This is a genomic window from Streptomyces sp. BHT-5-2 (assembly GCF_019774615.1).
Classification (GTDB): Bacteria; Actinomycetota; Actinomycetes; order Streptomycetales; family Streptomycetaceae; genus Streptomyces.
Genome location: NZ_CP081497.1, coordinates 1,628,313 through 1,651,818, shown reverse-complemented (window position 1 = coordinate 1,651,818; position 23,506 = coordinate 1,628,313). Strand labels below are relative to the sequence as shown.

Genomic DNA, 23,506 nt, shown 5'->3' with positions numbered 1-23,506 from the left:
TTTCGATCAGTGCAGCCCGGGGATCAGGGAGATCAGCAGGTCGATGAGTTTGATGCCGATGAACGGGGCGACGAGACCGCCGAGTCCGTACACCGCGAGGTTGCGGCGGAGCATCCTGTCGGCGCTGACGGGCCGGTAGCGGACGCCCTTGAGGGCGAGCGGCACGAGGGCGACGATGATCAGCGCGTTGAAGATGATCGCGGACAGGATGGCCGAGTTGGGGCTGGACAGCCGCATGATGTTGAGGGTGTCCAGGCCGGGGTAAGCCACGGCGAACATCGCGGGGATGATCGCGAAGTACTTGGCGACGTCGTTGGCGATCGAGAACGTCGTCAACGCACCCCGGGTGATGAGGAGTTGCTTGCCGATCTCGACGATCTCGATGAGCTTGGTCGGGTTGGAGTCGAGGTCGACCATGTTGCCGGCCTCCTTGGCGGCCGACGTGCCGGTGTTCATCGCCACGCCCACGTCGGCCTGGGCCAGCGCCGGGGCGTCGTTGGTGCCGTCACCGGTCATCGCGACGAGCTTGCCGCCGGCCTGCTCGCGCTTGATGAGGGCCATCTTGTCCTCGGGCGTGGCCTCGGCGAGGAAGTCGTCGACGCCGGCCTCCTCGGCGATGGCCTTGGCGGTCAGCGGGTTGTCACCCGTGATCATGACCGTCTTGATGCCCATCTTGCGCAGCTCGTCGAAGCGTTCGCGCATGCCGTCCTTGACGACGTCCTTGAGGTGGATGACGCCGAGGACCCGGGGGCCGCTCTCGTCCTCCAGGGCGACCAGCAGCGGAGTGCCGCCGGCCTGGGAGATGGTGTCCGCGAGTTGCTGGGCGTCCTCGGTGGGGGTGCCGCCGCGCTCCTGGACCCAGGCGAGGACGGAGCCGGTCGCGCCCTTGCGGACCTTGCGGCCGTCGACGTCCACGCCGGACATACGGGTCTGCGCGGTGAACGGGATCCACTCGGCACCCGTCAACGCGTCGCCGCTGAAGTCACCCTCGCGCAGGCCGTACTTCTCCTTGGCGAGCTCGACGACGGAGCGCCCCTCGGGGGTCTCGTCGGAGAGCGACGACAGCCGCGCGGCGTCGGCGAGTTCCTCCTCGGTCGCGCCGCGGACGGGGACGAACTCGGCGGCGCGGCGGTTGCCGTAGGTGATGGTGCCGGTCTTGTCGAGCAGCAATGTCGATACATCGCCTGCCGCTTCGACGGCGCGTCCGGACATGGCGAGGACGTTGCGCTGGACCAAGCGGTCCATGCCGGCGATGCCGATCGCGGACAGAAGCGCGCCGATGGTCGTGGGGATCAGGCAGACCAGCAGGGCGAGCAGCACGATCATGGGCTGCTCGGCGCCCGCGTAGATGGCGAAGGGCTGAAGGGTGACGACGGCCAGCAGGAAGACGATGGTGAGGGACGCGAGGAGGATGTTCAGCGCGATCTCGTTGGGCGTCTTCTGACGGGCGGCACCCTCGACGAGGTTGATCATCCGGTCGATGAAGGTCTCGCCGGGCTTCGTCGTGATCTTGACGACGATGCGGTCGGAGAGCACCTTCGTGCCACCGGTGACGGCGCAGCGGTCGCCGCCGGACTCCCGGATGACAGGCGCCGATTCACCGGTGATGGCGGACTCGTCGACGGAGGCGACACCTTCGACGACGTCGCCGTCGCCGGGGATGATGTCGCCGGCCTCGCAGACCACGAGGTCGCCGACGCGGAGTTCGGTGCCGGGTACGCGTTCCTCTTCGGTGCCGTTCAGCCGGCGGGCGACGGTGTCGGTCTTGGCCTTGCGCAGGGTGTCCGCCTGCGCCTTGCCGCGGCCTTCGGCGACGGCCTCGGCGAGGTTGGCGAAGATGACGGTCAGCCACAGCCAGGCCGCGATGGCCCAGCCGAACCAGTCGGTGGGCGCGGCGCAGGCGAATATCGTGGTGAGGACGGAGCCGACCTCGACGACGAACATGACGGGCGACTTGACCATCACGCGCGGGTCGAGCTTGCGCAGGGCGTCCGGCAGTGAGACGAGCAGTTGCTTGGGGTCGAAGAGACCGCCGCCCACGCGGCCGTCGCCGGGCTGCTGCCCGTCGGGGGCGTCCTGTTGGGGGGCGCGGGTCGGAGTGGCGGTGGACATGGAGCCGGACTCCTCCGGTTTCACGGGGACGGTCATGACAGGCCCTCCGCCAGCGGCCCGAGGGCGAGCGCCGGGAAGTAGGTCAGACCGGTGATGATCAGGATCGTGCCGACGAGCAGCCCGGCGAAGAGCGGCTTCTCGGTACGGAGGGTGCCCGCGGTCTCGGGGACGGGCTGCTGTTCGGCGAGCGAGCCTGCGAGGGCGAGCACGAACACCATGGGGAGGAAGCGGCCGAGGAGGATGGCCAGGCCGATCGTGGTGTTGTACCAGGGGGTGTTGGCGTTGAGTCCGGCGAAGGCGGAGCCGTTGTTGTTGGCGCCGGAGGTGAACGCGTAGAGGACTTCGGAGAAGCCGTGCGGTCCGGCGCCGACCGCCTTGGTGTTGAGCATCGAGCCGAGCGCGTCGGGCAGCACCATCGAAACAGCGGTGAAGCCGAGGACGAGGGTCGGCGTGATGAGGATGTAGCAGGCCGCGAGCTTGATCTCGCGGGTGCCGATCTTCTTTCCGAGGTACTCAGGGGTGCGGCCGACCATGAGTCCGGCGATGAAGACCGCGATGACGGCCATGACGAGCATGCCGTAGAGGCCGGAGCCGACGCCGCCGGGTGCGATCTCGCCGAGCATCATGCCGAGGAGCTGGATTCCGCCACCGAATGCGGTGAAGGAGGAGTGGAAGGAGTCGACGGCTCCGGTTGACGTCAGCGTGGTCGCGACCGAGAAGATCGCGGAACTGCCGACGCCGAAGCGGTTCTCCTTGCCTTCCATGGCGGCGCCCGCGGCCTGGAGGGCCGCGCCCCCGTGGGCGAACTCGCTCCACATCATCAGCGCGGTGAACCCGAGCCAGATGACGCCCATGGTGGCGAGGATGGCGTAGCCCTGCTTCACGTTCCCGACGAGCTTGCCGAAGGTGCGGGTGAGCGCGAAGGGGATGGCGAGGATCAGGAAGATCTCGAAGAGGTTGGTGAAGGCGTTGGGGTTCTCGAAGGGGTGGGCGGAGTTGGCGTTGAAGTAGCCGCCGCCGTTGGTCCCGAGTTCCTTGATGACTTCCTGGGAGGCGACGGCGCCGCCGTTGGTCTGCTGGGTGCCGCCCATGAACTGGCCGACACCGTGGATGCCGGAGAAGTTCTGGATGGCGCCGCAGGCGACGAGGATCACGGCGCCGACGACGGCGATCGGGACCAGGATGCGGACGGTGCCGCGGACCAGGTCGGCCCAGAAGTTGCCGAGTTCGCCGGTGCGGGAGCGGGCGAAGCCGCGGACGAGGGCGATGGCGACGGCCATGCCGGTGGCGGCGGACACGAAGTTCTGCACCGCGAGGCCCAGGGTCTGCACGACGTGGCCCATGGCCTGTTCACCGCTGTACGACTGCCAGTTGGTGTTGGCGACGAAGGACGCGGCGGTGTTGAACGCCTGGTCGGGGCTGATGGACGCGAACCCGAGGGAGAGCGGCAGATGTCCCTGGAGGCGCTGGATCAGGTAGAGGAAGAGCACCCCGGCCAGGGAGAAGGCCAGAACGCCGCGGAGATAGGCGGGCCAGCGCATCCCGGTGTCCGCGTTGGCGCCTATGCAGCGGTAGATGACCTTCTCCACGCGCAGGTGGCGAGGGGAGTTGTAGACGGCGGCCATGTAGTCGCCGAGGGGGCGGTACACCAGGGCGAGCGCCGCGATGAGCGCTGTGAGCTGGAGCACGCCCGCGAGTACGGGGCTCATGTGGCCCGCCGCGTTGGCAGCTGTCGACACCTCAGAACCTCTCCGGGAAAACGAGGGCGAGGACCAGGTAACCGAGGAGGGCGACGGCCACGACGAGGCCGACGATGTTCTCGATGGTCACAGCTTCGTCACCCCCTTGGCGACGAGAGCCACCACTGCGAAGACCGCGAGGGTGACGACGACGAAGGCCACGTCGGCCATCGTGTGCTCCTAGATGGGCAGGCGGAATGGGACCCCTAGAGCAAACCGTCGTTCCTCCGCCACTTGACCGCTGTTGACGCCTCCCTTACGGCCATTAGCGCCCCGTTGACGGTTTTCTTACGCCTCCCGATCTGACCTGCAAAAACGGGAAGGGGCCGCACTCCTCGTATGGGAGTACGACCCCTTGCAACCGTCGTTATTGAGCCGTCACGGCGGCGTTGTCGCGCCGTGCTCGACAGCGCCGGATCAGCGGATCTCGGTGATCTCCGGTCCGCGCTCCAGGCGCTCCACGCCGCCGCCGAAGCGCGACCCCTCGGCCTGCTCCTGCTGCACGCCGTCCGGCACCATCTGGGCGTCGTCGGGCAGCTTGAGGACGATCGGGTCGCGGGGCGCCATCGGGCCCTCGCCGCGGATGATGACGGTGTCCCGGAAGATGTGTTCCAGGACGCCGGCGGCCTGCGGCTGCACCGCGCCCTGGCCGGAGATCACGCCGCGCAGGAACCAGCGGGGGCCGTCGACGCCGACGAAGCGCACGACCTGGACGCCGTTGGTGCCGTCCGGCAACTGCACGGGGACCTGGGCGCGCAGCTCCCAGCCCAGGGGGCCCTCGACCTCGTCGACGACGCCGCCCTGCTGGGTGATGCCGCCGGCGATCTCCTCGCGGACCTCGCCCCAGATGCCCTCGTTCTTGGGGGCGGCGAACGCCTGGAGCTGCACTGCGCTGTCCTGGAGGACGACCGTGGCGGCCACGATCGCGTCCCCGGCCACCTCGACGCGCAGCTCCATGCCCTCGACACCGGGCACGTAGAGGCCGCCGAGGTCGACCCGACCCTCGCCGGGCTGCTTGACCTCCGACACGTCCCAGGGGCCGTCGGGGCGCGGCGCGGGCGGGAGGTTGAGGCGCGCCTGCGTCGCGTCGTCCTCGCCGTCCTCGACCTCGTCGGCGAGCGCCGTGTCCTCGGCCGGCTCCACCGGAGCCTCGTTCTTCTTGCGACGTCCGAACACGTCACTGTCCTTCCCGGTCGCCACCGACCGATGCGTATTCATTCCCGCCCGTGGAGCCGTCCACCGCCGCGTGACCGCCGGTGGACCCGAATCCCCCCTCGGCCCGCGCCGAGCCGGGAAGTTCCGCCACCTCGTGGAAACGCACCTTCTCGACCTGCTGGACGACCAATTGGGCGATCCGGTCGTACTTCTCGAACCGCACACGCTCGCGCGGGTCCAGATTGACCACGATCACCTTGATCTCTCCACGGTACCCGGCATCGACCGTCCCGGGGGCATTCACCAGCGCCAATCCGCAGCGGGCCGCCAGCCCCGAGCGCGGGTGCACGAAGGCCGCGTAGCCGTCGGGCAGGGCGATCGACACCCCGGTGGGCAGGACGGTCCGCTCCCCCGGTGCGAGTTCGGCGGCCTCGGTGGTGACGAGATCGACTCCGGCGTCCCCGGGATGCGCGTAGGACGGAAGGGGAACGTCCGGGTCCAGGCGCCGCAGGAGGACGTCCACCGGATTCCGTTGCTGACTCACGGGTTCACCTCGAAGGCACGTGCGCGCTTGACCTGGTCCGGGTCGGCCATCGCCGCCTGGATCTCCTCGGTCCTTCCGTTGTCGATGAAGTGGTCGACCTTGACCTCGATGAAGACGGCCTGGGCGCGGACCGCCACCGGACCGTCGGGAGCGCCTATCCGGCCGACCGCCGTGGAGTAGATCTTCCGGCCGTCCACGGCGGTGATCTGCGCCTCGAGGTGCAGCACGGTGCCCAGCGGCACCGGCGCGACGAAGTCGGTCTCCAGCCGGCCGGTCACCGCGATCACCCGCAGCAGCCAGTTCAGGGAGCCGAGCGTCTCGTCCAACGCGGTGGCCAGTACGCCGCCGTGGGCCAGGCCCGGCGCACCCTGGTGGGCCTCCTTGACGGTGAACTCGGCGGTGACGCACACGCCGTCGCCGGCCCGGGCCTCCAGGTGCAGCCCGTGGGGCTGGCCCGTGCCGCAGCCGAAGCACCGGTCGTAGTGCGCGCCGAGCAGTTCTCCGGGGGCCGGCGCGTCCGGATGCCGGACCGGGGGCTTGGCGCCCTCGGGCGGCGTCAGGCGCGTCCTGGGTTGGTCAGTTCCACTCACGAGTGCAGACCCTACCCGCGCGGCCAGGGGGTGGGTGCCGCCGTGCCAAGCTGGAGGCATGCAGTCGTACGAAGAACGTCTCACCGCGCCCCGCTCCTGGTGGCTGATCGCCGCGCTCGTCGGCGTGGCCTGTGCCCTGATGCTGCTGCCCCTGGGGACGCTGCCGATGCTCGGCGGGCTGATCGGCGGCGCGGCGCTGTCCGCGGTGGCGGTGAGCGCGTACGGCTCGGTGCGGATCCGGGTGGTCGGCGGCGCGCTGATCGCGGGAGACGCACGGATCCCGGTGTCGGCGCTGGGCGAGGCGGAGGCGCTGGACCGCGCCGAGGCGCTCGCGTGGCGGACGCACAAGGCCGATGCGCGCGCCTTCATGGTGCTGCGCAGCTATGTGCCGACGGCGGTGCGGGTGAAGATCACCGACCCCGAGGATCCGACGCCGTACGCCTATGTGTCGACGCGCGAGCCGGAGCGGTTGGTCGCGGCGCTGGCGTCGGCGCGCGGCTGAGCGGCCGGGGCGTCGGGGAGGGCGTCCCAGGGGATCTGGCGACGGCGCAGGTCCGCGCGGATCTTGTGGGCGAGCTTCCCGGTGTCGCGGCGGTTGAGGAACGCGCCGACCGCGGCGCCGATCAGGAACGGCGTGAGGCTGGGCAGGTTGCGCAGGGTCCGCTTCATGATCTGCTGGCGGAGTTCGCGCTTCATCTGCCCGCCGAGCGCGACGTTCAGGGACGCGGGTTTGGCGATGTCGATGCCGCGTTCCTCGGTCCAGGAGGTGAGGTAGGCGGTGGCGCGCTGGGTGCGGTTGCCCGGCGGCCGCAGACCGTAGACCTCGTGGAGCTCGGCGATCAGTTTGATCTCGACGGAGGCGACGCCCGCGACCTCTGCGGCGAGTTCGGCGGGCAGGGCCGGTGGTACGGGCAGCATGGCGGCCGCGCCGACGCCCGCGCCCACGGTGGCGGTGCCCGCGCAGGCGCCCGCCACCAGCTTGTCGGCGAGCTCCTCGGGGGTCAGTCCGGGGAAGTGCGCGCGCAGGGTGGCGAGGTCGCGTACCGGGATCCTGGGGGCGGTGGCGATGATCCGGTCGGCGATCACGCCGAGCGCGGACCGTACGCCGTCGCGGCCCTTCCGGGCGCCCCGGACGGCGGCGTCCGCGAGCGAGGCCGGGCGGCCCCGCCGCTGGAGCCCACCGGTGGTCCGTTCCCCGGGGTGGGCGGTCGGGTCGGCGGGCACGGGCGCGGTTTCCTCGCGTGATCGTGCGCCGGCCGCCGGACCGTCGCCGCCCTTGCGGCCCTTACGGAACGGGTTCACGCCTGGCACGGCGTTGGCCGGTCAGGCCGCGCAGTCGCGGCAGATCGGGTTGCCGTTCTTGTCCTCGGCGGCCAGCTGGCTGCGGTGGTGCACCAGGAAGCAGCTCATGCACGTGAACTCGTCCTGCTGCTTGGGCAGCACTCGAACGGCGAGTTCCTCGTTGGACAGGTCGGCGCCGGGGAGCTCCAGGCCCTCGGCCTGCTCGAACTCGTCGACGTCGACGGCAGAGGCGGACTTGTCGTTCCGCCGCGACTTCAGTTCCTCGATGCTGTCCTCGTTGAGGTCGTCATCGGTCTTGCGTGGAGTGTCGTAATCCGTAGCCATTGTCGCTCTCCCCCTCTGGGTGTCTGCGGTGTCTCAGCGCTCGTAACGCGTGAGAGGCCGGACTTGTGCCCGACCTGAGGCGGAGATTTTGCCTCACATCAAGGTCTGTTACTCAATCGACACCCAACCGCACCCCTGAAGAGGTGATCGGTTTGGATGGCGATCAGGACCGTACACGGTCCGAAAGTCGCACCTCGCGCAGCCCATCACGTGTACTTCCCGTGATCTGGGCCTGGGGAAACCCGGATTTTCCCGGCTTTCCGCCAAGCAATTCGATCACGGAGGGTAGATGGCCGGAAAGGGGCCTCTGTGAGGGATCACACACGGTCAGGACGGCGGGCGGACCCGCCGAATTCCGCGCAAAGCGAACTCGGCGAAGGATCCCCGGAGACCCCCCGCCGCGTCAAACCGAAAAGCCGGGCCGGGGCGGACGGAATCCGGGCGTACGGCCACCGGGCGAGCGATCGTACCGCCGGGTAGCCCGGAACTCCCGGCGGCCCCGTACGACCCCTCCAGCGGTCGTACGGGGCCGTCGTGGCCGGTGTCAGAGGGGGAGGACGACGCGCATGTCGAGGCCGCCGCCTTCGCGGGGTTCGGCGGTGATGGTGCCGTCGTGGGCGCGGACCACCGAGCGGACGATGGACAGCCCCAGGCCCACCCCCTTGTCGCTGCCGGTCCGCTCCGTGCGCAACCGACGGAACGGCTCGAAGAGGTTCTCCACCTCATACGCCGGCACCACCGGCCCCGTATTGGAGACCACCAGCACCGCACACCCCGGCTGCGGCTCGGTGGACACCTCCACCCAACCCCCCTCCGGGATGTTGTAGCGCACCGCGTTCTGCACCAGATTCAACGCGATCCGCTCCAACAACACCCCGTTGCCCTGCACGAACACCTGCTGCCGCACCCCCCGCAGCTGCACCCCCTTGCCCTGCGCCTCCTCCCGCGTCTGATCCACCGCCTGCGAAGCCACCTCCGACAGATCCACCGGACGCCGATCCACGATCTTGTTCTCACTACGCGCCAGCAACAGCAGCCCCTCCACCAACTGCTCACTGCGCTCATTGGTCGCCAACAACGTCCGCCCCAGCTGCTGCACCTCCGGCGACGCCTGCGGATCGGACAACTGCACCTCCAACAACGTCCGATTGATCGCCAACGGCGTCCGCAACTCATGCGAGGCATTCGAGACGAACCGCCGCTGCGACTCAAACGCCCGGTCCAACCGGTCCAACATCTCGTCGAAGGTGTCCGCCAACTCCTTCAGCTCGTCATCCGGACCCCCCAACTCGATCCGCCGATGCAGATCCGACCCCGCCACCCGCTGCGCGGTCCGCGTGATCCGCCCCAACGGCGACAACACCCGCCCCGCCATCGCATAACCGAACGCGAACGCCACGATCGTCAAACCCAACAACGCCAGCAACGAACGGTTGAGGAGGTTGTTGAGAGCGACCGCCCGCTGGTGCATCAGGCAGTTGTTCACGGCCTCCTGGAGCAGCGCGCCGGAGGTCTCGGTGGGCAGGTCGCAGATGTCACTGGTGGACTGGAACTTCCCGCCGAGGATCTTCAACGGCAGCGCGCTGCCGTCGTGCAGGGCGGCAGCGGCGAGCATGTAGATGATCGTGAGCAGCACGATGCCGGCCATCAGGAACATGCCGCCGTAGAGCAGCGTGAGCCGTATCCGGATGGTGGGCCGCAGCCACGGGAAGGGCCGGACATTGACCGGTTTCGGATCCCAGGCCGGCTTGGGCGGCACCGGAGGCGGCGGCGGTGCCGCCTTGGAGCCGGAGAACGAGGGCAGAGAGGGCATCGCCGGTCAGATCCGGTATCCCGAGCCGGGGACGGTGACGATCACCGCGGGCTCGCCGAGCTTGCGGCGCAGCGTCATGACCGTGACCCGGACGACGTTGGTGAACGGGTCGGTGTTCTCGTCCCACGCCTTCTCCAGGAGTTGCTCGGCGGAGACGACGGTGCCCTCGCTGCGCATGAGGACCTCCAGGACCGCGAACTCCTTGGGGGCGAGCTGCACCTCCCGGCCGTCGCGGAAGACCTCGCGGCGGTTGGGGTCGAGCTTGATGCCGGCGCGCTCCAGTACGGGCGGGAGGGCCACCGTCGTGCGCCGCCCGAGGGCGCGGACCCGGGCGGTCAGCTCGGTGAACGCGAACGGCTTGGGGAGGTAGTCGTCGGCGCCGATCTCCAGGCCCTCGACGCGGTCGCTGACGTCGCCGGAGGCGGTGAGCATCAGCACGCGGGTGGGCATGCCCAGCTCGACGAGCTTGCGGCAGACGTCGTCGCCGTGCACGAGCGGGAGGTCGCGGTCGAGAACGACGACGTCGTAGTCGTTGACCGCGATCCGCTCCAGCGCGGCGGCGCCGTCATAGACCACGTCGACGGCCATGGCCTCCCGGCGTAGTCCGGTGGCCACAGCATCGGCGAGCAGCTGCTCGTCCTCGACGACGAGAACACGCACGTCGCAGTCCTTCCTTACGGCCCGCGATGAGCAGGGCACAACAACGATCGGAGCCCTTCCATCCTGCCCCGAAGAGTCATAAACCGGCGGTAAGGGGGGTGTGGACGGGCGGAGGGCGGTCGCCTGGGCGGCGGGGCCCGGATTTTCGGGGCGTTTGAGGTTTCCCTGAGGGTGCCGGTGGGGAGGACGTCTGCACACCCGCGATCACGCCCTGTACCAGCGTCTTGCCGCGCTTGGTTTTCCATCGCAGGGGCCACGCCGTGATCGACCCGCCTGTCGGCACACCCCCGTGCCACCGACCCACGACGAGGGGGCGCACCATGGACGCGTTCACCGCAGGTATTTTGCAGCGCATACAGAACACCGAAGCCGATCTGGTCCGGGCCCGCGAGTCGGGTGACGAGTTCCTCGCCGAGGTCGAGCTCGCGGAGCTCGAGGACCTGCGGCGCCTGGCGACCGAGCACGGCGTGCGCTTCGGCGTCAACGCCTGATCCCGGCCTCGCAGGACAGCGGCTGCGCCCCGGCACCGAGGGAGGGTGCCGGGGCGCAGCCGTGTCCGTACGCGGTCCGCGGACCTCGGTGGCGCCTCAGTCGTGCCAGGCGCCGAGGTCGTCCAGCAGGGGCTGGAGGACGGCGAAGACGCCCGGGGAGGCGGCGACGGTCAGTTCGTGGGAGGCGGGCCGGCCGGGGCGGCCGCCGGTGAGGGCTCCGGCCTCCGAGGCGATCAGGACGCCGGCGGCCAGGTCCCAGGGGTTGAGGCCGCGCTCGTAGTAGCCGTCGAGCCGGCCGCAGGCCACGTCGCACAGGTCGATGGCGGCCGAGCCGCCGCGGCGGATGTCGCGGACCTGAGGCAGCAGGGTACGCACGACCTCCGCCTGGGCGGCGCGCCGCTCGGTGAGGTAGCCGAAGCCGGTGCCGATCAGGGCCTGGGAGAGCGGCGGGGCGGGCCGGTGCCGGAGGGGTTCGCCGTTGAGGTGGGCGCCGCGGCCGCGGACGGCCTGGAACGTCTCGCCGCGCATCGGGGCGGCGACCACGCCGACGACGGTTTCGCCGTCCTGCTCGGCCGCGATGGACACCGCCCAGGAGGGCAGTCCGTAGAGGTAGTTCACGGTGCCGTCGACGGGGTCGATGACCCAGCGGACGCCACTGGTACCGGTGCTGCCGGCGCCCTCCTCGCCCAGGAAGCCGTCGGTGGGGCGGTGCTCGCCGATGACATCGGTGATCAGCTTCTCGGAGGCGATGTCCATCTCGGTGACGACGTCGATGGGGCTGGTCTTGGTGGCGGCCACGCCCAGGTCGGCGGGGCGGCCGTCGCGCAGCAGGGTCGCGGCGCGGTCGGCGGCCTCCAGAGCCAGTGCGAGGAGTTCGTCGTGGAGGGGATCGGTGGGCCGGGGGTCGGGCACGGTGCTCCTTGCTCGGACGAGCGGTGGTCGGGGGCTCGGGCGGGCTGCTTACGCCGGGGCGTCGGCGGTGGGGCCGGTCCAGTCGGCGCCGGCGGCCGCCGGGCGCGGTGCACGGGCCGGGCAGCAGCCGACGGGGCAGAGGTCGTGGGAGGGGCCGAGGGCGCCCAGGGCGCAGCGCTCGGGGGCGGTGCCGCGTTCGGTGCCGGCGCGCTCCAGGAGGAGGTCGCGGACGGCCGCGGCGAACCGGGGGTCGGCGCCGACGGTGGCGGAGCGGGCGACCGGCAGGCCCAGCTCGGCGGCCTTGGCGGTGGCCTCGGTGTCGAGGTCGTACTTGACCTCCATGTGGTCCGAGACGAAGCCGATGGGGGCCATGACGACGGCGGGGACGCCGGCGCCGTGCAGCTCCTCCAGGTGGTCGCAGATGTCGGGCTCCAGCCAGGGGATGTGCGGGGCGCCGCTGCGGGACTGGTAGACGAGCTGCCAGGGGTGGTCGATGCCGGTCTCGTCCCGCACGGCGTCGGCGACGACCCGGGCGACGTCCAGGTGCTGGGCGACGTAGGCGCCGCCGGTGCCGTCGTCGGTGTGGTCGTCGGGGGTACCGGAGGTGTCGGCGGCCGCGGTGGGGATGGAGTGCGTGGTGAAGGCGATGTGGGCGCCGGCGCGGGTCTCCTCGGGGAGCTCGGCGAGGGCGGCGAGCACGCCGTCGACCATGGGGCGGACGAAGCCGGGGTGGTTGAAGTAGTGGCGCAGCTTGTCGACCTGCGGGACGGGGAGCCCCTCGGCCCGGAGGACGGTCAGCGCGTCGGCGAGGTTCTCGCGGTACTGGCGGCAGCCGGAGTACGAGGCGTAGGCGCTGGTGGCCAGGACGGCGATGCGGCGGTGGCCGTCGGTGACCATGGTGCGCAGGGTGTCGGTGAGGTAGGGCGCCCAGTTGCGGTTGCCCCAGTAGACGGGCAGGTCGAGCCCGTGTCCGGCGAAGTCCTTGCGGAGGGCGTCGAGGAGTTCGCGGTTCTGGGCGTTGATGGGGCTGACGCCGCCGAACATGAAGTAGTGCCGACCCACCTCTTTGAGGCGCTCGCGGGGGATGCCGCGGCCGCGGGTGACGTTCTCCAGGAAAGGCACGACGTCGTCGGGGCCTTCGGGACCGCCGAAGGACAGCAGGAGGAGGGCGTCGTACGGACGGGGGTCGCACTGTTCGGGCATGCCTCCGATCCTCCCACTCCCGGGTCGGGGCGGGGGGGCAGGCCCCCGGTGGAGGTGGTGGGAAGGCGGGCGGAAACCGGGAGGCGCGGGGCACCTCGGCGCCCGTAAGCTGTATCGGCCACAGACATTCCTTACCGTTCTCCTCACCCGGCGGAGCGCCCCGTTGCCCAGTCCCTACCGCGCCATCTTCGGCCGCCCCGGCACCAAGTCGTTCTCCGCCGCAGGGCTGCTGGGGCGGATGCCGCTGTCGATGACGGGCATCGGCATCGTCACGATGGTGTCCCAGCTGACCGGGCGGTACGGCCTGGCCGGGGCGCTGTCCGCGACGCTGGCGCTGTCCGCGGCGGTCCTCGGGCCGCAGATCTCCCGTCTGGTGGACCGGCACGGCCAGCGCCGGGTGCTGCGTCCAGCCACGCTGGTGGCGCTGGCAGCGGTCGCCGGGCTGCTGCTGAGCGCGCAGCAGCGCTGGCCGGACTGGACGCTGTTCGCCTTCGCGGCCTGCGCGGGGTGCGTGCCGAGTGTGGGCTCGATGGTGCGGGCGCGCTGGGCGGAGCTGTACCGAGGGGCGCCGCGGGAACTGCACACCGCGTACTCCTGGGAGTCGATCGTCGACGAGATGTGCTTCATCCTCGGCCCGATCCTGTCGATCGGGCTGTCGACGGCGTGGTTCCCGGAGGCCGGGCCGCTGCTGGCCGGGGCGTTCCTGGCGGCGGGGGTGTTCTGGCTGACCGCGCAGCGCACCACGGAGCCGGTGCCGCATCCGCGGGCTCAGCAGACGAAGGGGTCGGCGCTGCGGTCGCCGGGGCTGCGGGTGCTGGTGGGCACGTTCGTGGCGACCGGCGCCATCTTCGGGGCGATCGACGTGGTGACCGTGGCGTTCGCCCAGGCGGCGGGCCACAAAGCCGCGGCGAGCCTGGTGCTGGCGGTGTACGCACTGGGGTCGTGTGTGGCCGGTGCGGTGTTCGGGCTGCTGCACCTGGCGGGGCCGCCGTCGCGCCGGTGGCTGGTGGGAGTGGCCGCGATGGCGGTGAGCATGGTGCCGCTGCAGCTGGCGGCGTCGCTGAGCGGGTCGCTGGTGCTGCTGGCCGTCACGCTGTTCCTCGCCGGCTTGTCGATCGCGCCGACGATGGTCACCACGATGGCGCTGGTCGAGGAGCATGTGCCGCGGGCGCAGCTGACCGAGGGCATGACGTGGACGAGCACCGGTCTCGCGGTGGGTGTGGCGCTGGGCTCGTCGGCGGCCGGCTGGGTGGTGGACGCGGCCGGTGCCGCGCGCGGCTACCTGGTACCGCTCGCCGCGGGCGTCCTGGCCGCCCTGGTGGCGCTCGCCGGCTACCGCTGGCTGCGCCCCCGTGCCACCCGTCCCCCGGCCTCCCCCGCTGCCACCGGCATCCCCGCTCCCGCGGAGTCCCCGGCCGCCGAACGCCACGACGAGACCCGCGCGGGCTGACTCCGGCGCGTATGGGAGCGGCCGTACGGCACGGGCCCAACTGGGCGCCGTGCGCGCACTGTTGCCATCTCCGGGCTGCGGGCCGGGGTGACGCTCCCACGGAGGCGATGCGCCCCCGTAGACACCGCCTGTACCGCCACCCCTCCCCTCTGCACCATTACCACCACCCCACCCCTGCAGGTGAGTTCACAGGCGCGCGGTTGACTCCGCAGGTCGTTCGCTTCCGCGTTGCCCGGCCCGCCGAACGGGGCGGCGGGGCCGGCCCGGGCGACTGCTCCGAATTTCCTTGTTACCGGCGGTACGACATGTCCGGGAGCCGTGCGGTTGCACCCGATTTCGAGGATGTGTGATTCCCGTCACCCCATCTGGAAGCGGCGTCGGCGGCTGGCATCATGCGCTGACCAACGGCGGTCGAACGCGGCCGGCCCGCGCGGAGGGAGGGATCGTCACATGGCAGTCACCGACGTCATCGGCGGCTCACGAGGGCGCGGTTCGGGTGCGCCCTGGCGGAACTGGGCGGGCAATGTGACCGCCCGCCCGGCCCGGACCGTGGCGCCGGCGAGCACCGAGGAGCTGGCGGCCGCCGTGCGGTCCGCTGCCGCGGACGGACTGACGGTCAAAGCTGCCGGCACCGGGCACTCGTTCACCGCGGCCGCCGCCACCGACGGGCTGCTGATCCGCCCCGAGCGGCTCACCGGCATCCGCAGGATCCACCGCGCGGCGGGGACCGTCACCGTGGCCGCCGGCACCCCCCTCAAGGACCTCAACCGGACACTGTCCGCGCACGGGCTGTCGCTGACGAACATGGGCGACATCATGGAGCAGACCGTCTCGGGCGCCACCAGTACGGGCACCCACGGCACGGGCCGGGACTCGGCGTCGATCGCCGCGCAGATCACCGCTGTTGAGCTGGTCACCGCCGACGGCTCGGTGCTGCGCTGTTCCGCCGGGGAGAACGCGGAGGTGTTCGCAGGGGCACGGTTGGGACTGGGCGCCCTCGGCGTGGTCAGCGAGCTGACGTTCGCGGTGGAGCCGGAATTCCTGCTGACCGCCCGCGAGGAGCCGATGCCGTTCGACGAGGTGACCGACCGCTTCGGTGAACTGGTCGCCGAGAACGAGCACTTCGAGTTCTACTGGTTCCCGCACACCGGCAACTGCAACACCAAGCGCAACAACCGCAGTCAGGGCCCGGCGGCGCCGCCCGGGCGGGTGAGCGGCTGGATCGAGGACGAGCTGCTGTCCAACGGGGTGTTCCAGGTGGCGTGTGCGGTCGGGCGCGCGGTGCCGGCGGCGATACCGGGCATCGCGAAGGTCTCCAGCCGGGCACTGTCGGCGCGTACGTACACCGACATCCCCTACAAGGTGTTCACCTCGCCGCGGCGGGTGCGGTTCGTGGAGATGGAGTACGCGCTTCCGAGGGCGGCGGCCATCGAGGCGCTGTGCGCGCTGAAGGCGCTGGTGGAGCGGTCGGACTTCAGGATCAGTTTCCCGGTGGAGGTGCGGACGGCGCCGGCCGACGACATCGCACTGTCCACGGCGTCGGGCCGGGACACCGTCTACGTCGCGGTGCACATGTACCGCGGGACGCCGTACCAGGGGTATTTCGCCGCCGTCGAGCGCATCATGACGGCGCACGAGGGGCGGCCCCACTGGGGGAAGCTGCACACGCGCGACGCGGCGTACCTCGCGGAGGTCTATCCGCGGTTCGGCGAGTTCACGGCGCTGCGCGACCGGCTGGATCCGGAACGCCGGTTCGCCAACGGGTATCTGCGGCAGGTGCTGGGTGAGTGAGCGGCGGCCGACCGCTGACGTGCCGCGGCCCGGTGTCCCGTGGGGGGACACCGGGCCGCGGTCGCGGGTGGGCCGCCGTTGGACGGTCCGCCCGTCGGGGGCGATCCTTCGTCAGGGGGTTTCAGGGTGCGTTGGGGTCGGGGGACTGGCCGCCGCCCGGTTTCTGCTCGCTCTGCTGATGGCCCGGGGTGGCGCCACCGCCGGTCGCGCCGGAGCCGTCGCCCTTGCCGCCGTCGGTCCCCTCGGAGGGGTTCGACGACGCGTCGGGTGACGAGGAGGGGCCGGTGCTCGGCGAGTTGCTGCCGCCGTCGCTCGGGGTCGGCGTCGGGCTCTGCCCGCCGCGCCCCGTACCGCTCTCGGAGCCGTCGGTGCCGCTGCCCCCGGAGTGGCTGGGGCCGGGCGACGGGGTACCGCCGTCGCGGCCGGTGCCGTGGCCGGTGGAACGGCCGGGGTCCGGGGTCTGCGGGGTGCTGGGCCGGTGCGGGGAGACATTGCCCCTGATGAGGTTGCCGAAGGTGGTGCCCTGGGCACCGCTCGGCGTCTCATCGGTGATCAACTCGGTGGCGGTGACCGCGCCCATGGCGAGCACGAAGACGGCGAGTGCGCCGAGCGCTGGCCGCTTCCAGCCGCGCAGCCGGGTGCCGTAGGTAGCGCTGCTCTCCTCGGTTCCGGGGAGAGGCGCACCGGGCGCGCCGGCCTGCGGGAGGACGGTGGTCGCGTCGTCGCCTCTCCGGGAGACCCGGCCCAGCGCCATGGTCCGCTCGGCGGGCCGCGCCATCAGCTGCGTCGCCTCCGGGTCGGAGCCGGGCGGCTGCCGCTGGGCGCGCGGGATCAACTGGGTGCGGGCGGTGACGGGGCCGGGGTCACGGGCCGCCACGGAGGTGACCGGGTCTTCGGTGCCCTGCTTGTCGAAGGTGGGCAGCACCATCGTGGGACCGGCGGGCCCCGGAATGCCGGTGGTGGCCTCGGATCGGGGGGTGGGCTGGGATCGGGGGGTGGATGAAGATCGGAGGGTGGAGACGCGGCGCGGCTTGGGTCTGGTGGTGACCGCCGCTTCCTTGATCTGCTCACCGGTACGCCGGAACAGGTGCTGGAATATGGAGCCGCCGGTCGTGGCGACGACACTGACGATGCCTGCACCGATGATGGTTCCGTACACACCGAGCTGACCCGCGAGGTACGCGGCGACAGCCGCGGCGAGCGCGCTGCCGGCGACCTGGGCGATGCTCAGGTCGATCCGCTTCTCCTTTTGCTTCGTGTCGGCTTCGGTTTTTTCGTCCATCTCCTACCTTTGATCGCCCCTTCGATCCATCTTGCATGGAGAAGTGACCAAATGGCGGATTCAATAGTTCCGAATCTGTGGAATCTGTGAACCTCGCCACCCTTGTCGCAGGTGGAGAGGTCGACAAGGTGACTTGCCCGGGCCGTGCGGCAAGAACTTCCGCGGCGCGGCGGTCTACTTCGGTGGCCCGAATGGAGTACTGTGGCGAGCCCTGGCCCCGGTTCCCGTCCGGCTGCCCGGACCCGCGGGAGGGGCACTGATGGGTGACACCCTCCCTGGGGCGCCGTCGCTCGGCACGGGTGGTCGGTGACAGGGCAAGCGGCATGGTCACTGAGCGTTGCGAACTGGTAACCGTGTCATAACGGCGCTGCTGGGCCAAGTCCCGACACGCCGGGCAACTCGGCAATGTTGTGGCAGGCTGCACCCGGGCAGGCCACACTCGACTAGCGGAAGCAGCGACGCACGTGACGTCGGCAGGCACCACCCGGGAGGTCCCCATGCCCGAACTGCGTGTCGTGGCCGTCTCCAACGACGGCACACGGCTGGTGCTCAAGGCTGCGGACAGCACCGAGTACACGCTTCCGATCGACGAGCGGCTGCGCGCCGCCATCCGCAACGACAGAGCGCGGCTGGGCCAGATCGAGATCGAGGTCGAGAGCCATCTGCGCCCCCGGGACATCCAGGCGCGGATACGAGCCGGTGCCTCCGCCGAGGAGGTCGCCCAACTCGCCGGCATCCCCGTGGACCGGGTGCGCCGCTTCGAGGGGCCGGTGCTCGCCGAGCGGGCGTTCATGGCCGAGCGGGCCCGCAAGACCCCCGTACGCCGCCCCGGAGAGAACACCGGTCCGCAGCTGGGCGAGGCGGTCGCCGAGCGGCTGCTGCTGCGCGGCGCCGACAAGGACAGTGCCCAGTGGGACTCCTGGCGCCGGGACGACGGCACCTGGGAGGTGCTGCTCGTCTACCGCGTCGCGGGTGAACCGCGGTCGGCGACCTGGACGTACGACCCGCCGCGCCGGCTGGTGCAGGCGGTGGACGACGAGGCCCGGGCGCTGATCGGCGAAGCCGACGACACCCCCGAGCCGAGCTTCCCGTTCGTGCCCCGGATCGCCCGGCTGCCGCGCGACCGGCCGCTGGACCGCACCCTGGACCGCCAGACCCCCGAGCGGTCCGGCGAGGACCGGGAGCGGGACGGGCGCAGCGAGGAGGCCACCGGTGAACGGGAGCGCGACTCGCTGACGAGCCTGCTGGAGGCCGTGCCCAGTTTCCGGGGCGACATGGTCGTGCCGGACAGCGCCAAGGCGCCGCAGCAGGACGAGGCGGAGCAGACCGAGGTCGAGGAGCCGCCGGCTCCGGCGGCGAGCGCGGGCGCGGGTTCGGCGTACGCCGACGTGCTGATGCCGCGGGCGGTCGCCGGGCACCGCGACCGGCTGACGGGGACGACGGACCGGCAGGCCGAGGCGGACGGGGTGCGCCCAGGGCGCCGGGCCGCTGTGCCCAGTTGGGACGAGATCGTCTTCGGCACCCGGAGGAAGAAGCCGGAATAGCCCGGAGCGGCCGGCCCTCCGGCCCTGTTGCGTGTGACGGCTCCGTCCTCTCCCTGCGTACAGGGGGTGGGCGGAGCCGTTGGTTTTGGCCCGTCGCGGGCCTCAGCGGCCGCTCAGCCGGGCTGGGAGCCGGTGGCGATGGGGCGGGAGGGGTCGGCGCACCATTCGCTCCAGGAGCCGACGTACAGCGCCGCGGGGATCCCGGCGACGGCGAGGGCGAGGACCTGCTGGGCGGCGGAGACGCCGGAGCCGCAGTAGACGCCGACCTCGGTGTCGGCGGTGGCCCCCAGGGACGTGAACCGCTTGGCCAGTTCGGCGGCGGGGCGGAAGACGGTGCTGCCGTCGGCGACGTTCTCGGTCGTGGGGGCGGACACCGCGCCGGGGATGTGACCGGCAACCGGGTCGATGGGTTCGGTCTCGCCGCGGTAGCGCTCGCCCGCCCGCGCGTCCAGGAGGACGCCGCGGCGGGCCAGGTCGGCCGCGTCGTCGGCGGTGAGCAGCGGCATCGCGCCGGGCGCGGGGGTGAAGTCACCGGCCGGCGGAGTCACTTTGTCGATACTCATGGCGCCGCCGGATGCCTGCCAGGCGGCAAGTCCGCCGTCGAGGACCCGCACGTCCGGGTGACCCGCCCAGCGCAGCAGCCACCACGCGCGGGCGGCGGCCCAGCCCTGGCCGCCGTCGTAGGTGACCACCGGGCGGCCGGCACCGACGCCGGCAGCTCGCATCGCGGCGGTGAAGACGGCGAGGTCGGGGAGCGGGTGCCGGCCCGCCACGCCGGGCGGGCCGGCGAGTTCGGCGTCGAGGTCGACATAGACCGCGCCGGGCAGGTGGCCGGCCTCGTACTGGGGGCGGCCGGGCGGGCCGCCGAGCTGGTAGCGCACGTCCAGCAGCAGCGGAGCGCCGGGGCCGGCCAACTCGCTCGCGAGTTCGGTAGCGGTGATGATGGCATTCATGGGACTCATCCTTGCGTAGCGATGACTACGTACGGAAGGCGGTCGTCCACCCTCCGTATGACGGAGTTGTACGGCCTCGTCACACCGCCGAAACAGAAGGGAAACGTCAAAACGGGCATTCTCCCTCGCGAACGCGCCGTGGACGGCGCGGCCGGGACGCACACCCGGTGACAGGGTGCGAGCATCTGCTCGGGACCCGCGCCCGTACCCATGGCCAGCACCCCGATGCTCCGAGGAGAGTGTGACGATGACGACCGAGGCAGCAGCCCGGCGGATGCCCGGTGCGCCCTGCTGGGTGAGCCTCCTGGCGCACAACCTGCCCGCGACGCAGGAGTTCTACGGCGCGCTCTTCGGCTGGGAGTTCCGCCCGGGCCCGCAGCACTTCGGTCCGTACGCCCGCGCCTTCCTCGACGGCCTGGAGGTGGCCGGCGTCGGTGAACTGGCGGCCGACCGGCACCTCCCGGTCGCCTGGACCACCTATCTGGCCAGCGACGACGCGGATGTGACCGCCGAGCAGATCCGCGCCTGCGGCGGCACCGTGGGCGTGGGCCCGCTGGACGCCGACGACGCCGGCCGGATGGCGGTCGCCTCCGACCCGCAGGGCGCCGTCTTCGGCGTCTGGCAGGGCCGGACGATGCTGGGCACGGCGGTCAGCGGCGAGCCGGGCACCCCGGTGTGGAACGAACTGGTCACCCAGGAGACCGACTCCGTCGCCCCGTTCTACGAGCATGTCTTCGGCTTCGAGTCCGAGGCCGTGGTCTCCGCGGACTTCGACTACCTGACGCTGCACATCAAGGGCAAGCCGGTCGCCGGCATCCACGGCGTCGGCAACGCGCTGCCGCGCGACCGCGGGCCGCACTGGATGACGTACTTCGCCGTGTCCGACACCGACGCCGCCGCCCGCCGGGTCGTCGAACTGGGCGGCCGTGTGCTGCGGCCGGCGCGGGACTCGGCGCACGGCCGGCTGGCGACGGTCGCCGACAACGACGGCGCGGTCTTCACCCTCATCCAGCGGCGCTGAGGCGTGCCACGCGCCGTGGCGGAGCGGCGCGGCTAGCGCGGCGCGTCGACCGGCAGGACGTCCGGGGAGAGCGCGGCCGCGTGGGCGGTCGCCGCGGTCTGCCGACGGCGGTGGTGGCGCCGGCACAGCACCTCGTAGCCGACCTCCGCCGGCCGGTCCGGCACCTCGCCGGTGGCCTCGCCGCGCACGTCACCGACGACGACCTGCGCGCCCTCGACGACCATCCGGCCGTCGACCGTACGGGCGTTGTGGGTGGCGCGGGCACCGCACCAGCACAGCGCCTCCACCTTCATCACCTCGATGCGGTCGGCGAGTTCGATCAGCCGCTGGGAGCCGGGGAAGAGCTTGGTGCGGAAGTCGGTGGTGATGCCGAACGCGAAGACGTCCAGCCCGAGGTCGTCGACGACCCGGGCGAGCTGGTCTATCTGGTCGGGGCCGAGGAACTGCGCCTCGTCGACGATGATGTAGTCGACCCGGCCGCCGGAACTGAGGCGGTCGACGACATGGACGTAGAAGTCCAGGTCGTCCCCCGCCTCGACGGCCTCGGTGACCAGGCCCAGGCGGGAGGAGAGCTTGCCGCGGCCGGCCCGGTCATTGCGACTGTAGATCAGGCCCTGCAGGCCGCGGGCCGAGCGGTTGTGCTCGATCTGCAGCGCCAGTGTCGACTTTCCGCAGTCCATCGTTCCGGAGAAGAACACCAGCTCGGGCATGGGGGGTGGCGGGCCTTTCGGGCTCGTTACGGGAGGGACCGTGCGGGTCTGGCAAGGACGGGGCGTGCGGAGGTGGGGCGGTACAGGTGCGGTACGGGTCAGGTGCGGACCTCGAGGAGCGGCACCAGCTGCTCCACCGGGGTCATGGAACCGTGCAGGCCGACCATCTGCGACTCCCCCGGCTCCCGCTCGCTCGCGATGATCGCCATGTCGGCGTGGGCTGCGGCGACCACGTCGCCGATCCGGGCGCGGACGCGGTCGTCGACGTGCGGCCCGAACCAGCCCGCGGCGATGGCCTCTTCGCGGCCGGCGACCCACATCTGGTCGCCGACCACCTCGCGCCACACGGCGAGCACGTCGGCGGCCGCGCCCGGGTGGGCGTACACGTGCCGGGCCCGGCCCTCGCCGCCCAACAGGCGTACGCCGGCGCGCAGTTCCCAGTCCTCGTCGAAGTCGATCCGGGAGTCGGGGTCGAAGGGGATGTCGATCATGCCGTGGTCGGCGGTGATGTACAGGGCACTGCGCGGCGGGAGTTGTTCGGCGAGCCGCTGGGCGAGCCGGTCCACGTAGAGCAGTTGGCCGCGCCAGGCGTCGGAGTCGACGCCGTAGCGGTGGCCCTTGCCGTCGACCTCGGAGTAGTAGGTGTAGACCAGCGAGCGGTCGCCGGCGGCGAGTTGTCCGGCGGCGAGGTCCATCCGTTCCTCGCCGGAGAGCCGGCCGTGGAAGGTGCCGCCGCTGAGTGCGATCCGGGTCAGCGGGGTCTGTGCGAAGTCCGGCGCGGAGACCTGGCAGGTGTGGATGCCTGCGGCGTCGGCGAGCCGGAAGACCGTGGGGTAGGGCTGCCAGACGTGCGGATCGGTCCAGGGGCGCCAGCGCAGCTGGTTCATCAGCGCGCCGGTGGCCGGGTCCTCGCAGGTGTAGCCGGGCAGGCCGTGGGCGCCCGGCGGCAGACCGGTGCCGACCGAGGCGAGGGAGGTGGCGGTGGTGGCGGGGAAGCCGGCGGTGAGCGGCTGACCGGTGCCGTTGAACGAGGTGTCCAGGAGGGAGGTGAGGAACGGCGCCTCCCCCGGGTGGGCGCGCAGCAGCTCCCAGCCGAGGCCGTCGATCAGGAAGACGCAGGCGCGGTCGGCGGGGGTCAGCTCCATGCTCGTGGTGACGCCGGGCAGGCCCTGGCCCGCGGTGATGGCGGGCAGCAGGTCGGCGAGCGAGCCGGTGCCGTAGCGCGGCACCGGGGCGGTGAGCGGGTCGAGCGGTTCCGGTTCCGGCCAGACGGGTGCGGTGTGGGCCATCAGCGGGTGCTGGTGGCCACGGTGGCCTCGGAGAGCGCCTGGGCGAAGGCGAGGGTCTCGCGCACCGAGTCCGGGCCGTCGCCGGCCTCGCTGACCCGGAGGGAGAGGTCGTCGGCGGTGGACGAACCGGTGTAGCCGTGGTCGGCGTCGCAGTTGGGGTCGCCGCAGCTGGCCGGCTCCAGGTCGAGCCGCGCGACCGCGCCCCAGCCGATGGTGAGGACGACCTCGCGGGGCAGCTGGCCGGGGGTGTAGGACTCGGGGTTGGCGACGACGCGGCTGAGCACCACGGACGAGATCCGGCCGAGCTTGACGGACTCCGTGGAGGTGGTGGCGTACGGGGACGGGGAGGTGGCGTCGGCGGCCTGCTCGTCGGTGTGGCTGACGATGAAGCGGGTGCCGGTGAGGACCAGGACCGTGACGTGGCGGCGGACCTCGTTGGCGTCGAAGGTCGTCTCCTGGTGGACGAGGTACGACACCACCGGCTCGCCGCCGACCGCGGCCTGCACCGCCTCGGCCACGAGCGTCGGGTAATAGCCACTGCGCTCGATCGCCGCGCGCAGCCCCTGGGTCGTCGTACCGGTCTTAGCCATGGAGTCCATCTTACGGGGCGTACCGGGCCGC

23 protein-coding genes are annotated in these 23,506 nt (G+C 71.6%); 6 read left to right on the top strand and 17 right to left on the bottom strand.

Going from position 1 to position 23,506, the window contains the following annotated elements:
- Positions 1 to 6 precede the first annotated feature (6 nt).
- The 6 genes from kdpB to K2224_RS35125 form a co-directional block, all read right to left on the bottom strand.
- Entirely contained in the window at positions 7 to 2,112 is a 2,106-nt protein-coding gene (gene kdpB, locus K2224_RS35150; RefSeq protein WP_221912148.1) for a potassium-transporting ATPase subunit KdpB, read from the bottom strand.
- Between the two features lie 32 nt (positions 2,113 to 2,144).
- Positions 2,145 to 3,821 (bottom strand): potassium-transporting ATPase subunit KdpA, encoded by a 1,677-nt coding sequence (gene kdpA / locus K2224_RS35145; protein ID WP_221912147.1) that lies wholly within the window; start codon positions 3,819 to 3,821, stop codon positions 2,145 to 2,147.
- Between the two features lie 31 nt (positions 3,822 to 3,852).
- Positions 3,853 to 3,942, bottom strand: coding sequence for a K(+)-transporting ATPase subunit F (kdpF, locus tag K2224_RS35140; protein ID WP_221911170.1), 90 nt, complete (start codon positions 3,940 to 3,942; stop codon positions 3,853 to 3,855).
- 326 nt (positions 3,943 to 4,268) lie between these two features.
- On the bottom strand, positions 4,269 to 5,027 hold the full coding sequence (locus K2224_RS35135; RefSeq protein ID WP_221911169.1) for a DUF3710 domain-containing protein: 759 nt from the start codon (positions 5,025 to 5,027) through the stop codon (positions 4,269 to 4,271).
- Between the two features lies 1 nt (position 5,028).
- Entirely contained in the window at positions 5,029 to 5,550 is a 522-nt protein-coding gene (dut, locus tag K2224_RS35130; protein WP_221911168.1) for a dUTP diphosphatase, read from the bottom strand.
- Complete coding sequence (locus K2224_RS35125) at positions 5,547 to 6,140, bottom strand: PaaI family thioesterase (protein WP_221911167.1); 594 nt, start codon at positions 6,138 to 6,140, stop codon at positions 5,547 to 5,549. The genes dut and K2224_RS35125 overlap by 4 nt, the downstream gene beginning before the upstream one ends.
- A 58-nt stretch (positions 6,141 to 6,198) precedes the next feature.
- Between K2224_RS35125 and K2224_RS35120 the strand changes: the two genes are divergently transcribed.
- Positions 6,199 to 6,642: a DUF3093 domain-containing protein gene (locus tag K2224_RS35120; RefSeq protein ID WP_221911166.1), complete on the top strand. Its 444-nt coding sequence runs from the start codon at positions 6,199 to 6,201 to the stop codon at positions 6,640 to 6,642.
- On the opposite strand, the gene K2224_RS35115 is transcribed toward K2224_RS35120, so the two are convergent.
- The 4 genes from K2224_RS35115 to K2224_RS35100 form a co-directional block, all read right to left on the bottom strand.
- Entirely contained in the window at positions 6,582 to 7,451 is an 870-nt protein-coding gene (locus tag K2224_RS35115) for a hypothetical protein (protein WP_398204924.1), read from the bottom strand. The two genes, K2224_RS35120 and K2224_RS35115, sit on opposite strands and share 61 nt — an antisense overlap.
- 12 nt (positions 7,452 to 7,463) lie before the next feature.
- Complete coding sequence (locus tag K2224_RS35110) at positions 7,464 to 7,766, bottom strand: DUF4193 domain-containing protein (RefSeq protein WP_016575747.1); 303 nt, start codon at positions 7,764 to 7,766, stop codon at positions 7,464 to 7,466.
- A gap of 544 nt (positions 7,767 to 8,310) precedes the next feature.
- Positions 8,311 to 9,579, bottom strand: a complete 1,269-nt coding sequence (locus K2224_RS35105; RefSeq protein WP_221911165.1) for a cell wall metabolism sensor histidine kinase WalK — start codon at positions 9,577 to 9,579, stop codon at positions 8,311 to 8,313.
- 6 nt (positions 9,580 to 9,585) lie between these two features.
- Positions 9,586 to 10,239, bottom strand: a complete 654-nt coding sequence (locus K2224_RS35100) for a response regulator transcription factor (protein WP_016576171.1) — start codon at positions 10,237 to 10,239, stop codon at positions 9,586 to 9,588.
- A gap of 320 nt (positions 10,240 to 10,559) precedes the next feature.
- Here K2224_RS35100 and K2224_RS35095 point away from each other — a divergent pair, with 320 nt between their 5' ends.
- The gene (locus K2224_RS35095; protein ID WP_221911164.1) at positions 10,560 to 10,730 is read left to right on the top strand and encodes a hypothetical protein; all 171 of its coding nucleotides are present in this window, start codon (positions 10,560 to 10,562) and stop codon (positions 10,728 to 10,730) included.
- A 96-nt stretch (positions 10,731 to 10,826) separates the two neighbouring features.
- On the opposite strand, the gene K2224_RS35090 is transcribed toward K2224_RS35095, so the two are convergent.
- On the bottom strand, positions 10,827 to 11,642 hold the full coding sequence (locus K2224_RS35090) for an inositol monophosphatase family protein (RefSeq protein ID WP_221911163.1): 816 nt from the start codon (positions 11,640 to 11,642) through the stop codon (positions 10,827 to 10,829).
- A gap of 48 nt (positions 11,643 to 11,690) precedes the next feature.
- A complete protein-coding gene (locus K2224_RS35085) occupies positions 11,691 to 12,845 on the bottom strand; it encodes a ferrochelatase (protein WP_221911162.1) in 1,155 nt (384 codons plus the stop codon).
- A 163-nt stretch (positions 12,846 to 13,008) separates the two neighbouring features.
- Between K2224_RS35085 and K2224_RS35080 the strand changes: the two genes are divergently transcribed.
- Together K2224_RS35080 and K2224_RS35075 are read left to right on the top strand one after the other, a co-directional pair.
- The gene (locus tag K2224_RS35080) at positions 13,009 to 14,295 is read left to right on the top strand and encodes an MFS transporter (RefSeq protein ID WP_221911161.1); all 1,287 of its coding nucleotides are present in this window, start codon (positions 13,009 to 13,011) and stop codon (positions 14,293 to 14,295) included.
- Between the two features lie 450 nt (positions 14,296 to 14,745).
- Positions 14,746 to 16,086, top strand: coding sequence for a D-arabinono-1,4-lactone oxidase (locus K2224_RS35075; protein ID WP_221911160.1), 1,341 nt, complete (start codon positions 14,746 to 14,748; stop codon positions 16,084 to 16,086).
- Positions 16,087 to 16,207: 121 nt separating this feature from the next.
- Here K2224_RS35075 and K2224_RS35070 read toward each other — a convergent pair whose 3' ends face one another.
- Positions 16,208 to 17,368, bottom strand: coding sequence for a hypothetical protein (locus K2224_RS35070; protein ID WP_221911159.1), 1,161 nt, complete (start codon positions 17,366 to 17,368; stop codon positions 16,208 to 16,210).
- A 497-nt stretch (positions 17,369 to 17,865) separates the two neighbouring features.
- Between K2224_RS35070 and sepH the strand changes: the two genes are divergently transcribed.
- Positions 17,866 to 18,912, top strand: coding sequence for a septation protein SepH (gene sepH / locus K2224_RS35065; protein WP_221911158.1), 1,047 nt, complete (start codon positions 17,866 to 17,868; stop codon positions 18,910 to 18,912).
- Between the two features lie 113 nt (positions 18,913 to 19,025).
- On the opposite strand, the gene K2224_RS35060 is transcribed toward sepH, so the two are convergent.
- Entirely contained in the window at positions 19,026 to 19,865 is an 840-nt protein-coding gene (locus K2224_RS35060) for a sulfurtransferase (protein WP_221911157.1), read from the bottom strand.
- Between the two features lie 247 nt (positions 19,866 to 20,112).
- Here K2224_RS35060 and K2224_RS35055 point away from each other — a divergent pair, with 247 nt between their 5' ends.
- Positions 20,113 to 20,886, top strand: coding sequence for a VOC family protein (locus tag K2224_RS35055; RefSeq protein WP_221911156.1), 774 nt, complete (start codon positions 20,113 to 20,115; stop codon positions 20,884 to 20,886).
- A gap of 32 nt (positions 20,887 to 20,918) precedes the next feature.
- Here K2224_RS35055 and K2224_RS35050 read toward each other — a convergent pair whose 3' ends face one another.
- From K2224_RS35050 to K2224_RS35040, 3 genes are all read right to left on the bottom strand, one after another.
- The gene (locus K2224_RS35050; RefSeq protein ID WP_221911155.1) at positions 20,919 to 21,596 is read right to left on the bottom strand and encodes a thymidine kinase; all 678 of its coding nucleotides are present in this window, start codon (positions 21,594 to 21,596) and stop codon (positions 20,919 to 20,921) included.
- 98 nt (positions 21,597 to 21,694) lie between these two features.
- Positions 21,695 to 22,885 carry an alkaline phosphatase family protein gene (locus tag K2224_RS35045; RefSeq protein WP_221911154.1) on the bottom strand — a complete coding sequence of 397 codons (1,191 nt, stop codon included), beginning with the start codon at positions 22,883 to 22,885 and terminating at the stop codon, positions 21,695 to 21,697.
- A complete protein-coding gene (locus tag K2224_RS35040; RefSeq protein WP_221911153.1) occupies positions 22,885 to 23,475 on the bottom strand; it encodes a DUF5998 family protein in 591 nt (196 codons plus the stop codon). Before K2224_RS35040 ends, K2224_RS35045 begins: the two co-directional genes overlap by 1 nt.
- Between the last annotated feature and the right edge of the window lie 31 nt (positions 23,476 to 23,506).